At 56.9% G+C, this 12,014-nt stretch carries 11 protein-coding genes; 5 read left to right on the plus strand and 6 right to left on the minus strand.

Translation table 11 applies throughout. The features are described from left to right. The first annotated feature begins 496 nt into the window (after positions 1-496). Entirely contained in the window at positions 497-982 is a 486-nt protein-coding gene (locus tag ISP17_RS03375) for a JAB domain-containing protein (RefSeq protein WP_404630099.1), read from the plus strand. 78 nt (positions 983-1,060) lie between these two features. Here ISP17_RS03375 and ISP17_RS03380 read toward each other — a convergent pair whose 3' ends face one another. The 5 genes from ISP17_RS03380 to ISP17_RS03400 form a co-directional block, all read right to left on the minus strand. Continuing rightward, positions 1,061-1,846, minus strand: coding sequence for a DUF2971 domain-containing protein (locus tag ISP17_RS03380; RefSeq protein WP_404630100.1), 786 nt, complete (start codon positions 1,844-1,846; stop codon positions 1,061-1,063). Between the two features lie 67 nt (positions 1,847-1,913). Beyond that, the gene (locus ISP17_RS03385) at positions 1,914-2,441 is read right to left on the minus strand and encodes a hypothetical protein (RefSeq protein ID WP_404630101.1); all 528 of its coding nucleotides are present in this window, start codon (positions 2,439-2,441) and stop codon (positions 1,914-1,916) included. Positions 2,442-2,470: 29 nt separating this feature from the next. Further along, complete coding sequence (locus ISP17_RS03390; RefSeq protein ID WP_404630102.1) at positions 2,471-4,123, minus strand: phosphotransferase; 1,653 nt, start codon at positions 4,121-4,123, stop codon at positions 2,471-2,473. Positions 4,124-4,137: 14 nt separating this feature from the next. Then, positions 4,138-4,857 (minus strand): hypothetical protein, encoded by a 720-nt coding sequence (locus ISP17_RS03395; protein ID WP_404630103.1) that lies wholly within the window; start codon positions 4,855-4,857, stop codon positions 4,138-4,140. Between the two features lie 9 nt (positions 4,858-4,866). Continuing rightward, the gene (locus ISP17_RS03400) at positions 4,867-5,700 is read right to left on the minus strand and encodes a vWA domain-containing protein (RefSeq protein WP_404630104.1); all 834 of its coding nucleotides are present in this window, start codon (positions 5,698-5,700) and stop codon (positions 4,867-4,869) included. Between the two features lie 310 nt (positions 5,701-6,010). Between ISP17_RS03400 and ISP17_RS03405 the strand changes: the two genes are divergently transcribed. The 3 genes from ISP17_RS03405 (at position 6,011) to ISP17_RS03415 (ending at position 10,734) form a co-directional block, all read left to right on the plus strand. Continuing rightward, positions 6,011-7,801, plus strand: a complete 1,791-nt coding sequence (locus ISP17_RS03405) for an ATP-dependent nuclease (protein WP_404630105.1) — start codon at positions 6,011-6,013, stop codon at positions 7,799-7,801. Between the two features lie 213 nt (positions 7,802-8,014). Beyond that, positions 8,015-8,629 (plus strand): hypothetical protein, encoded by a 615-nt coding sequence (locus ISP17_RS03410; RefSeq protein WP_404630106.1) that lies wholly within the window; start codon positions 8,015-8,017, stop codon positions 8,627-8,629. 359 nt (positions 8,630-8,988) lie between these two features. Beyond that, complete coding sequence (locus ISP17_RS03415) at positions 8,989-10,734, plus strand: MobA/MobL family protein (protein ID WP_404630107.1); 1,746 nt, start codon at positions 8,989-8,991, stop codon at positions 10,732-10,734. Between the two features lie 40 nt (positions 10,735-10,774). Here ISP17_RS03415 and ISP17_RS03420 read toward each other — a convergent pair whose 3' ends face one another. Next, positions 10,775-11,545 (minus strand): hypothetical protein, encoded by a 771-nt coding sequence (locus ISP17_RS03420; RefSeq protein WP_404630108.1) that lies wholly within the window; start codon positions 11,543-11,545, stop codon positions 10,775-10,777. A gap of 167 nt (positions 11,546-11,712) precedes the next feature. Between ISP17_RS03420 and ISP17_RS03425 the strand changes: the two genes are divergently transcribed. Next, positions 11,713-12,009 carry a helix-turn-helix domain-containing protein gene (locus ISP17_RS03425; RefSeq protein WP_404630109.1) on the plus strand — a complete coding sequence of 99 codons (297 nt, stop codon included), beginning with the start codon at positions 11,713-11,715 and terminating at the stop codon, positions 12,007-12,009. The last annotated feature ends 5 nt before the right edge of the window (positions 12,010-12,014 follow it).

The raw sequence follows: 12,014 nt of genomic DNA on the forward strand, positions 1-12,014 counted from the left end.
ATTTCTTCAACAAAACCAGAGTGAAGCGTTCGACCTTAGCCATGCCCCTGGCGTGCAGGCGCCCAACCCCGGCATTTATCGGTGCACTGGGTGCGGAGACGAAATTGGTATCGCAAAGGGGCACACATTGCCCCCTCAAGGTCATCACGCACACACGTCGTCGCAAGGTGCTATTCGTTGGCAGTTGATTGTTTACGCGATCAACCACTAACGATTCTTGATGAACCTAAGGCCCATGCATATGACTGCATGGGCTTTTTCTATGGCGGACGTTGACGCATCGCGTCTGCCGAATCCCCACCAGCTTCCTCATCACCCGCCTGCACCTGTTGTGGGCTAGGTTTGCTGCGCGGTCGACCAGCGCAAGGCGCGAGACCTCGTCCACGTTGTTCCCGCCCTCCATCAGCCGCACGGCGGCTGTCTCCGGGTGCTGCTTGTCTTTTCCCGCTCCGCGTCCCGGAGCCCACGGCGCAATCGGGTGCCGGGGAGAAGACCAATGGGCATCACCAAAGACAGGGCAGGCAACTACAAGCTCACCGGCAACACCACCGAGGCCGACGTCCTCGCCGCAGCCGAAAGCATCCTCAAAGCCAAGCTTGAACGCGAAGGCGACATCAGCAATCCCCGAGACGTCAGCGACTTCCTCCGCATGAGGCTCGGCGCACTGCTCCACGAAGAATTCCACATCCTCTGGCTCGACAACCGCCACCGCATCCTGAGCTGCCAAAAGCTCTTCACCGGCACCATCGACGGAGCCTCAGTGCACCCCCGCGAAGTCGTCCGGGCGGCACTGAACGTAAACGCATGCGCCGCCATCCTGGCCCATAACCATCCGAGCGGAGTGCCGGAGCCGAGCGCGGCAGATCGGAGCATCACCAGGGAGCTGGTGGAAGCCTTGAAGCTGGTGGGCGTCCGCATCCTGGACCACATCGTGGTCGGTGCAGGCTCCTGCGTGAGCATGGCGGAGCGGGGCCTCTTGTGAGGCTCCAAGACTGGTCATCCGATCAAAAGCGGAACTCCACAGTTCAGTGAAGTTCCGCATGAATGTTTTTTGCGTTTATCAAATATGTTTAATAGGAAGTTGTTGGCCGTCCGGCGCGAATTTAATTTTCTTTGGTTGAAATGAGTACAGATCGGACTGATTAAAGGGTGCTTTTATTCCAAGAAGATTAATGAATTCGCCAAGCATCTCGACCTCTTCCAGAGTTGCGCGGGGGTCGGCTGTTATCTCATCAAGAGTGTCGTTCAAATCGATGTCATATTGATGTATTTTGCTTGCGCCTTTGTGAATTATGTCCTGAAAAAGAATTCTGACTTCTTTTTCATGGTCAAACTCTTTCCTCTTTATCAGGAGAGTTTCTGCCATTGATGTCTTTCCCAGAATAATATTCTGTGCATGAGACTTCTCAATGGACATCTCGATTTCTTTTCTCCTTTTATACTCAACTTTACCCATAAAGCAGCTACTCTTTCCGTGAGTGTTTATGTAGGTATACCAAAGTGGATGAAAGATCTTCTTGACGGTGGTTTTTACTCTCACTCCGTCTTTATTTTGGCTATATATTCGCCACATTGCATCAGTTTCTTTCTCTGTTGTCCAGCACTGTCCATACCATTTACCTCTTAAATCTTCCAGCGAGACCTCTTGACCGTCGTCCATGATGGCCGTGCATTGAAGAAACGCGTTTTCAAAAGGGTCGTCCCACATGCTTGGCTTGACAAGCGTGTTCTTTTTGCTCTTTATGAGCTCGAGAAACCTTTGCCTTGAGAAGATTCGATAGATAGGTGTTTCGAGATCTATATTGCCAATAATGTTTTCTTGCGTATTGCTTGAAGATAATGGCATCTCTGTGGCTCCTTGATGGCGAATGTTTGTGCTTGGTGCGATTTCGTTTTTGCGATTTTTCTTTCTCTTATCGATTGTGAGACCGAGATATCAACATGTCGGCAAAACGATAAGCCTGCTCTCGAAGATGATTGGAGATCGCTTCTTCATTTTGGCGGATGGGATTATTGATCCAGAATCGCTCTTGCCATTGAAGTGCAGAGATTGCGCGGGATTCGTGGCCGTAGTCGTTGCTCCAGAAAACTCCTGCCACGTTGTACATTCGGGATTTAAGCTCCTCCACCATGATTTGTACATCTTGAAGAGATGACCCGTGCGAGTGCGAGGAGAGAATGCATATGTCGGCATCCTTGAAGAAGTTTTGGATATAGTTCTTAGGATTTATGTACTCGCCTCGCTTTTCTTGGTAGCTGCGATTCGCTGTGAAGAGCGTACTGAGTCCTTTGGGTGCTCGTGGGTGCGTAATATTTTTAACAATATTTCTCGGGAGCCGCGCGTACGTCTCCTGGCAAAGTGCTTCCACCAAATATCTCTGAAAGGAAGTCTTCCCGGTGTTGTTATCACCGATGAGGATATAAGCCCAGTTCGAAAGCATAGGAACCTCGTTGACTGTTTCTGGATAATTTAGTGCCCGGAACACGCCCGCAGGGCAATGAAAATAACGAGTAAGATGAAGATCCATCCACCGACGCCAAGGCCTTTGCTATTGGGCTTGGTTTGCGGGCCAGAAGGAGCGGGTGATGGCGCCGGCGTAGGCCGTGTCTGCGTAGCAGGTGCGCTGCTGCGTCGCATCTGTTCGAGCACCCGTTGATTTCCAGACTTTGGAGAGGAAGGCGGAGGCGTATGCTTTTGGCTTGCCGCCACGCTTGGCGCCGCTCGTGTTTGTCCCCCCATGCTTCGAAGGACATCGCCATTCTTAGGGGTATTTGCAGGCTGTTGCGGGCCGCTGCCCAGTCGGTACTTCGCCTCTGCTTCCGTCAGGGTCTGAATCTGCCCCTTTTGCGTGATCGTGATGGACAGGTGGGTGTAGTGCCGGCCACGGGCGTTGCTGTGGAACGGTTCGTCGACAAGGCCAGAGACGGTGATCCAGCGGCCCACCCAGGATTCGGATGGTACGTCGCCACGAAGAGCGCTCAGGCCGTCCGACCAAATGCTGAGCTTGACCGCGTTGCCGCGCCAGTCCGCGAAGTTGACGAACACATAGTGGGTCCGATTTCGCGCGAACCCTCGCTTCACATCCAAGATCCTGCCGACGAGCTCAATCTTGTCGCCGACCATGGACAGAACGGCGGCGTAGTTCAGTGCATCGAGGACGGGGTATGGCCCTTGGTAGGCGATGGGCGTCGCCTGCGCAGGGGCAGTAAATGACACGATGATTTGAGGGATGCCGCGCTTTTGCAGGAAGTCGCTGAGCGACGGCACCTGAGCCATCGACCCCGCTGCCACTTGCGCGAGGCTCTTGGCCTGGCTCTCGACAGGCGCGAGTCGGAGCACTTCTTTGAAGACCGACGAAGCTCCCGGTGCTTGGTAGTCGTTCCTTCGGAAAACCACAGCATCGGGGTCTGAGTGTGTTCGGCCCCAAATCCCAGCATCAGAAGCCAGCGCTTGAAGAGCCACATCCAGCGCCAAGAAGGAAAAGCGGTCGAGCTTTTCATCGAAGTCTGACGCGCTGCGCTTGGGATGCTGAAAGTTGAGCTGGCCGAGCTCAGTTGCCTTGGAGCCTCGCAGGGCTTCGACGAACATGCCGTCGTAGTCGATGAGCTGCACCAGGCCGCCGCCTTGGCTCACCATCACGTTGCCCGGCTGGATGTCGCCGTGGGCGATGCGCTCTCGCTCTAAGAATTCAGCGAGCTTGGCGAGCGTGCCCCTGAGGCGGGTGATGGCGGCAGCGTTCTTGTGCTCACGTTCGAGGAACTCGCTGAGGGTCTCCCCGGACGCCCACTCCATCTTGACGATCGGGTATTCCTTCCCCAGAACCCGGATTCCCTTGGGAATGAACTCGAACGGGAGGAAGTATGGGCTCGACAGTTGCTTCAAGCGCGCTGAAATCGCTTGGTACCGTCGTTCGAGCTCAGGCGCTTCTTTATGAAAGCAGCGCAGGGCATACCGTTTGCCACCAGCATTCACGGTGTACGTCAAAGCAAAGCCGCCGCACAGGGCAAGCGGCAACCCAAGACCGGTGGTCCGTACTGACCCACTTTTCAGCAGTGCGTCGAGAAGATGGACCTGAGGTGCTTGAAGCGCCTCGTTGTATTGTTCGAGTGTGGGATAAGACACGTCCGTTCCTGGACTCAGAGCAGAGCGATGACCAAGGTGCTGTCGTCGCGGCGCATGTTTTTTGCCTCGCGCTCCCGTTCCACGAGTTCCGCAAGTTCTTCGTTCGAGCGCACTGCGAGCAGGGTTTCAAGGGCAGCACTGTTGCCCGCCTCCATGTTCCGGAGAAGCCAGGCTCCGAGAGCATCGGTCATGCAGAGCAGGAACAATGGACGTGTTTCGGCGTACGACCAGACGACTTCTGGCACCTCGAATGCTCCGGAATCGAGCAGGTTCAGATTGTGCTGCGGCAGCGTTGAAAAGAGGGTCGGTTTGCCTTCGAACTGTTCCGAGGCCTGATAGGGGAGGGTCTCCAAGAGCCGCGCGCCATCGGTAAGCACCGCACAGGAGTCACCGACGCACTGGATGGTGACGGTCTGTTCGGCCAAGTCTTCCTGGGCGATGAGGGCGGTCGCGAAGCTGCCTCGTTCAAAGGCCGCAGCTTTCGACCAGCTCATACTGGCCTGGTCGTGCAGCTCGCCGAAGGTGGCCTGACACGCGTTGAGGAGCTCTTGCGAAGGGGCTGCCTCCGCTAGGGCCTCAGTCAGCAGACGCGCCCAGTTCTTGCCGTCATAGGACTCTGACGCCCCATCGCTGAGGACGATGCGGCCGGTATCACCGGCCACAAAGAAGGCGTCCTCATTGTCTTCGGGGCGATCAAGGTGCTTACCGACGGACCCTTGGAAAAGGATGTCCATCGCCGAGGCTTACCTGAGCTGAGCGGCGCGGGTGCCGATGTCGAAGAAGTCGACGATCTCGGCGATTTCACCGTTGTAGACGAAGCCCCGGGATTCCATGGTCGCCTTGATGCCCTTCTCTTCCGCCGCTTTTTGCAGGTGCGGGGGAAGAGGGCTCGACATCCGGAACAGGAGTTTGGCGTAGCTGTCGGGAAGCCCCGAATCACTGGTTGGGAACTTCGCCGGGTCGCCCCCTGCCGTGCTGACGTGCAGGTTGAACATGAGCACGGTGCCATCCTTGGTGCCAATCTGTTGAAGCTGATTGGCCAAGTCGGCCGGATCCCCATCTGTCGATTCACCGTCGGTGACATGAAGGACGGTTGGCGGGTAGCTGTCGGGGTTGGCGTCGCACCAGCCGGCCAGTTCTTCTGCGGCGCGCGTGATGGCATGACACATTGGAGTGCCGCCGCCTGCTTTGGCCTCAAACCAGACCGGGAACTTGATGGACTGATTGACCAGGCCGCCTGCGCCGTCGTCCATGCGCTTGGTGCGCTCTTCCACGCGCAGCGGATGGGCTTCGATCTGAGAAATCGGATGGAGCACGGTCGAGCTCAACGCGCCCGCCAGACCATTGTCGGCCGACGAACCCGAATAGCCGAGAACACCCACGTGGAAGTAGTCGCGCGTGCCTTCCGACTTGGTGCAGCGGGTGATGAGGGTCGCGAGCGTACGGTTCAGGACGTCGGCCACGAACTGAGCCTTCGTCTTGCCGTTCTCCATGGTGTCTTGCATGGAGCCGGACTGGTCGACCAAGAACAAGAATGCGGTCGGAGTGGTCCTGCTGATTTCGGCTTGATACGTCATGTACTTCCCCTGTTGAGATGCCTAACCCTGAGGCCGTATTCGTCGAAGCATAGCGCGCAGAGAAGTGCTTTGTGCACCGCAAATATGCGGATATCCCGCGAGGCAGGGCACCCGGCAGCTAGGGGAAAAACTTTAGTCTCGACGGACGTTGCATGCTCGGCGCCACTGGATGCACCATCAGGCAAACATCGGGGACAGGATGGGGATCGGATATCCCCCTAAATTCACAAGGTGGTGGGTTGTAGTGTCCTCCACCTCTTTGGTCGCCGACGATGATTCAAGCCGTCTGTCGAGCTCAAGGAGATCCACTGTGGCAGCAAAGAAGCAGGCGGCTGGCGAAGACGTCGTCGCGCCGCGCGCTCGGATGCACAAACTGACCATCCGCAACTTCCGCGCAATTGGTTCAGAGCCGGTCGAAATTGAGCTCGACGATATCGTTGTTCTCGTCGGAGCCAACAATACGGGCAAGAGCTCCATTCTTCGCGCTTACCAGCTGGTGATGGAGACTGGAAAGGACGGCGAGATGGTGCTCGACGACTTTCCTGGTGCGGCCATCCCAGAAGGCGGTCTTCATCCAGATGCGATGCCCAGCATTGAGCTCGAAACTGTTCTTTACGAAGACAGCAAGCCGCCGGCAGAGAAATGGATAGACACGAAGCCGAATGGTGACCGTCACGTCCGAGAGCGCTGGACGTGGCGCGCTCCGGGCAAGCCTGAGAAGCGTGGGTTCGACGTCCAAAAAAAGGAGTGGGACCCTGAACATGGTCCTTGGGGTGTGGCGTCCGTTGCCCAGGCGAATCGTCCTGCGATGCACCGCATTGAGGCATTTGATGACCCCAAAAAGCAGGCGGATAGCATCATTAACCTCCTGGTTGAGGCGACCAAGCAGCGAGTGACGGCACTTACTGCCGAAGAGGGTGGTGATGGCCCGTACGCCCAACTCATCAAAGGCGTCGCTGAGCTGCAAAAGACGGTGGCACAAGAAGCGATGGACGCCATCGAAGAAGTTCGTGCGGAACTTGGGCGGGCGCTTGCCAATGTGTTTCCCGGTTACGCCATCACCCTGGATGCTAGGCCAGAGGATGACCTCAACAAGGTACTGACGTTTTTCAAGGCGCCGCCAATCCTAAAAATGGGGCCCGGTGACGGGCACCAGTCAGATCTTGAGCGGCAGGGCAGCGGCACGCGTCGCACGCTCATGTGGAATGCGCTGCGCATCATTGCGGACTACAAGGGAAATGCCAAGGCGGGCGATAAGGGGGCGGAGAGGCCGCACGTTCTCTTGCTTGATGAGCCGGAGCTCTGTCTTCATCCGGCAGCTGTGCGTGATGCATGCCGCGTCTTGTACTCACTGCCACAAGGAAAGACCTGGCAGGTCATGGTGACTACACACTCGCCCGCCTTCATTGATCTCTCGCGGGACAATACGTCGATTGTGAGGGTGGAGCGAGCGGAGAACGGCACCGTTTCGGGGACCACCATTTTTCGGCCCGAGCGTGCCCACCTGAGCGACGACGACAAGGAGCGGTTGAAGCTGCTCAACATGTACGACCCGTATGTCGCCGAGTTTTTCTTTGGTGGCCGAACGGTCATTGTGGAAGGTGATACGGAGTACGCGGCCTTCCGGGAGGTTATGGCGGAATTTCCGGAAAGGTTCCGAAACGTGCATGTGGTGAGGGCCCGAGGGAAGTACACCATCGTGGCGCTTTGCAAGATCCTGAACCAGTTCAATTGCCCCTATGCCGTACTTCATGATGCAGACACACAGAGAGTCAAGGGCAAAGATGGGGCCTTGAAGGGTAACTCTGCTTGGGCCGCGAACCGACAGATCCTCGAAGAGATCCAAAAAGCCCCGGCCGGTTCTGTGCGCCTCGCTGCATCGCTTTACACCTTCGAAATCGCCATGTTCGGAAAGCTGGTGTCCGGCGAGAAACCATACGCCGCTTGGCTGCGGGTCAAAGAGGATGGCGAGGGCAAGCAGAAAGTCTTGGCTTTGCTGGACTTCTTGGTCGGGAACTCTGAGGTATGTCCCGATGGGGCTCTTGTCTGGATGGACGAGGATGTATTGGCTGCGGCTGTGGCTAAGTATGAGCCAAAATGACTATTTCGTATCGAGGCCTGGGGCGAATGATCTTGTTTTAGCCTAGAGGCTTAATATGTCGAGCATGAGCTTAATGGCCGCAAAGGACGATGTCTTGGTGCTTTCGCTGGTGAATATAATTTCGAGTGGTTGACCTGAATCACCTTTAAGTGATTTAGGTCAGGCAGCAAGAATGATCGAGCGTGATTGGCGCGTTGACTCAAGGAGGAAAAGGTGAGGGCTCCATCTATTATATTAACAGTTATTGTTGCTTTTTTCTTGTGTCTTCTTGGGTACTCTATATACAGAATAAAGGGTTCGAAAGAGTTTAGCCTTTGGGTTGGTCAGGGGAGGCGCGATGTATTTAGCAAGAGCACCCTTTTTGGGTTGCTCGCCCTCGAGTTTTCGATAATGCTTGGAACGATTATCCCTTATGCAAAATTTGGAAGTCACAAAGAGATTTATGACTACACTGTATTTGCGTTTCCTTGCCTGGCCGGAATAGTGGCTGGTGGCGGGATTTTTTTTGATGGAAAATCTCGGTTGGACGGCGCTGGTTGGTCATTTTTTGCTTCCGCAGTTATTTTGGCTGTGGCCTATGTAGTGTTCATTTGGCCGGCGGGTTTTGCTGGTCAGATATGGTTTTGGACAATAATTAACAGCACGGCAGCATGCGTTGTGGGATTGGCAATAATTGCTATCCGCAAGGATTACGGCTCTCATCCGTTAGATGGGTTATTTCTGCCCATAATCATTTTTGTTGGGATTGCCACAGTACTTTTAGGTATGGTGTTCTTCTTTTTCTCCGGCGCACTTTCACCTTTATCTGTGACGCTGCATGAAAGCTAAAAGAATCAGTGGAAGTATGAGGCAAGTTAATCCAAGGATCGTCGAAATCCATGGTTTTGCTTTTGGTCTGGATTCATTGTTCATTTGGTTTCTCGATTTTATAAAGTTTCCATACGGTCTCAAAAAATTCGATTTTGTCAACATATCATTAATATGAATACGCCAGAGCGCGTCTTAGTGTTGTACCAACACGACGCTCAAAGCAGAACCCAAAGCCCGTAACACTAAGTGTTAGCGGGCTTTTTGATGTGTCAAGGAAACTTGACATTTTTAAATCTTCTGGTTGGATGGGGCTAACGCTAAGTAAGCGTTGCCGGGGTGGCATGGACGCCGCCTTTCTTTCATCAAGGAGGATTTCCATGCCAGAACCCCAGCCCCACGCACGCCCCCATCTCGAAACCCACACCCGTGGCAAAGACCACTCGGCGGTGGCCGGCGCGGCCTACCGTCTTGGCCTTCGCCTCTACGACGCGCGCGCCAAGCAGTGGCACGACTTCCGAAGGCGGGCGCTCGGAGAAGAGATCGTCTTCGCCCTCACCGTGGCCCCGCCTGGTGCTCCCGGTTGGGCGACCGACCCGAGCGAGCTCTGGAACCGGGTGGAGCAGGCCGAGAAGCGGAAAGACGCACAGCTGGCCCGCGATTACCGCATCCCCATCCCCTTCGGCCTTGGCGATGACACGGCGAGCGCACTGGCCGAGGAGATGGCCCGCTTCATCTCCGACCAGCTTCATACCCCGGTCTCCATCGGACTCCATCGTGACGCGGAGCTTGATGCGCTCGGCGCCGTGAAGCCCAAAGAGAAGCAAGGTTTCCACGCACACCTGTACTTCCCCACGCGCCGACTAGCTGATCTGGTCGATGGTCAAGAGGACGGTGGCGTTCAAGGCTCGGGGTTTGGCGAGAAGCTCTCGATGCTCTCGAACAAGAACACCAGCGCCATCTTTGTGGAAAGCCTCAACGAGCGGTGGGCGAACCTGGCCAATGCGTACACCGAAGCGGCCGGCCTGGTGGCCGACTACGACCACCGGAGCTACGAGCGCATGGGTGTAGCTGCCGAACCTCAACTCACCGTGGGTCGTCACGTGGCGGCGATGGAACGGAAGGGCATGCCCACACGGAAAGGCCAAGAGCTCCGGGAGATGATTGCTCGGTCCGAGATCTTCGTCGCGGCCAAACATGCTGTGGCCGAGACGGAACAAGTGAGACGCTCAGAGGAATCCGGCGACCCATCGCCAAGAGCAGCCTCCTCAGCTGTTGTTGGAGCGTACGAAGAGCGAGATCCTCAACGCGAGGCCACCCAACGTGAGGGGCCTCAGCGCGAGGATTCCTTCTCGAAGCTCTTGTCCGCTCCGAACCCCATCCGGCTCGACTCAGTCTCCACGCCGGCAAGTCGAACGGGAGCGGCTGCATCATCCAGTGGCGCCACAGCGCAGGCGGGTGTCATGAGTGAGGCGAGAAGGCGAGAGCTTGGGCTCGGGGAGCTGGTGTTGCCCCGGCTCAAAGCGCTGACGCTGATCATCGAGCAGGCATTGGAAGCCTACCGCTCGATTCTGACCGCGATCGAGCGTCTGTTTTCGCTGTTGGAGCGATTGAAGGCCGACCGGCTCGATACGGCATACAAACTCGACCGGGCACGCCTGAGCCGAAAGGAGGCTCGGGACGCCCAGAAGACTTGGGAAGCCCGTCACTCGTGGCAACTGACCTTCGCGACCATGCCCGGCCTGGCCGCGCTCGGAAAGGATCATCAAGCCCTGGTGGCCCGGGTGAGGGAGCGGAACGAACAGGTCCAGCAAGTGAAACGCGAGCTGGCACGACATGACCAGCCGATTCGAGAGGCGCAGGCTGAGGCCGATGAGTTACTGGCCAAACAAGAAGCCATCCTCGCCCAGCTTCGCGAGGCAGTCTTCGAGCTTCGGGAAAAGGACGAGCCGGCCCTCAATGCGCTGCTCTCCGCCATGGCAGCCGAGGACCGCGCCCTCATCCAAGCCATGCTGTGGGAGAAGGAAGACGAGGAGGCGTCTCGCAACGAGCTCTCCGGCGCCCGCACGCTCGACCTCACCCCACCAAAGAAAAAGCCCCTCACTGGGAGGGGCTTGGTGCACTGACGAAAGAGAGGGCCCGGCATCGCCGGCTGCGCAAACTCGGTCAGGAAAAATCCAACTGCTTGCAGACGGCCTGGAAAGCCGTTTCGGCGACCGGCGCATCAAGGCCGCTGGCGATGGCGATCTTCTTGCCCTCGTACGTGATGAAGAGGGCGAACGAATACTTGGCGTACCAGTCAAAGCGATCCTGCTGAATTTTGTGCTTGCCGAGCTCGGAGAGGTACACCGGCTCTTTGGTCAGCCGGTCAATCTTGCCCTTCTGGTACATCTCCATCTCGCCTTCCGCGTCCCGAGCCTCGATGTAGGAATCAGTGACGTTGAGGCGGGTCGCGAAGACTTCGCCGCGCGGGTCCTTGTTGAGGATGCGGCTGCTCAGGAAGGCCGGAGCAAAGCCAAGCACACCCCAGAACACGAGCCACAAAGGGTTGCGGGTGAGGTCCGCCGCAATACCACCAAAGAACAGCCCGAGCCCACCCATCACGATGGCCACCAGGATCGGCCAGACCACTGCTTTCTCCGCATGTGCGGGAATGAGGTGGACCAGGGTGCGGTCGATCATCTTGTCGATGAGAACCGTGGCCTTCGTCTGTGGAGGCACCGAGTAGCCCTGGCTCACCGGCACTTCGCCGGGCCGCATATCGGGGGCATAGACCAGCTGGGGCTTGGGCCGCGCCGACAACCACAGACCACCACCCACCACAAAAAGAACCACGGACGTGGGCCATGCGATGCCCGTGTTGTGGATGAGGGTGAGCACCACCGGAAGCAGTGCACCCGCTGCGAAAAGAACAATCGCGATCGTCTTGCGAATCATGGCATCCCCTGTGCGTGTGCGAGGTCATCTCTCGCGTGGAAAAGGGAAGCCGGCCTAGGCTCCCCAGCAGTGGGAGGCACTAAAGCATATACGCATAACGTTTAAATGACTATCGACTAAACGAAGACCGGTTATAGCTTGCCGAGCCACACCTGAGAGGTGGGGCAGTGGCCGCCAAAACGCTCTATCGAGACGAAAACCGCATCTTTGCTGAGCTGCTGCGCGATCTCCGCCGTGAGGCGAAGCTGACGCAGGTCGAGATCAGTCAAAGGCTCTCACGCGCGCAGACGTTCGCGAGCGAGGCCGAGCGCGGCCTAAGGAAACTCGATGTGGTCCAGGTTCGCGACTGGTGCCAGGTGTGCGGGGTCGCCCTCGTCGATGTCGTTGCCGAGTTCGAGCGTCGCCTGAAAGATCCCGCTTACAAAGAGCCGCGTGAGCAGGATGGGCGCAGGCGGGGTGGGTAAGGTTG

The sequence above is a fragment of the Dyella ginsengisoli genome (assembly GCF_044904665.1).
Lineage (GTDB): Bacteria > Pseudomonadota > Gammaproteobacteria > Xanthomonadales > Rhodanobacteraceae > Dyella_A > Dyella_A ginsengisoli.

Coding starts and splice junctions, on each gene's coding strand:
- ISP17_RS03375 (WP_404630099.1), top strand. CDS start 497: ATGGGCATCACCAAAGACAGGGCAGGCAACTACAAGCTCACCGGCAAC.
- ISP17_RS03380 (WP_404630100.1), bottom strand. CDS start 1,846: ATGCCATTATCTTCAAGCAATACGCAAGAAAACATTATTGGCAATATA.
- ISP17_RS03385 (WP_404630101.1), bottom strand. CDS start 2,441: ATGCTTTCGAACTGGGCTTATATCCTCATCGGTGATAACAACACCGGG.
- ISP17_RS03395 (WP_404630103.1), bottom strand. CDS start 4,857: ATGGACATCCTTTTCCAAGGGTCCGTCGGTAAGCACCTTGATCGCCCC.
- ISP17_RS03400 (WP_404630104.1), bottom strand. CDS start 5,700: ATGACGTATCAAGCCGAAATCAGCAGGACCACTCCGACCGCATTCTTG.
- ISP17_RS03415 (WP_404630107.1), top strand. CDS start 8,989: ATGCCAGAACCCCAGCCCCACGCACGCCCCCATCTCGAAACCCACACC.
- ISP17_RS03420 (WP_404630108.1), bottom strand. CDS start 11,545: ATGATTCGCAAGACGATCGCGATTGTTCTTTTCGCAGCGGGTGCACTG.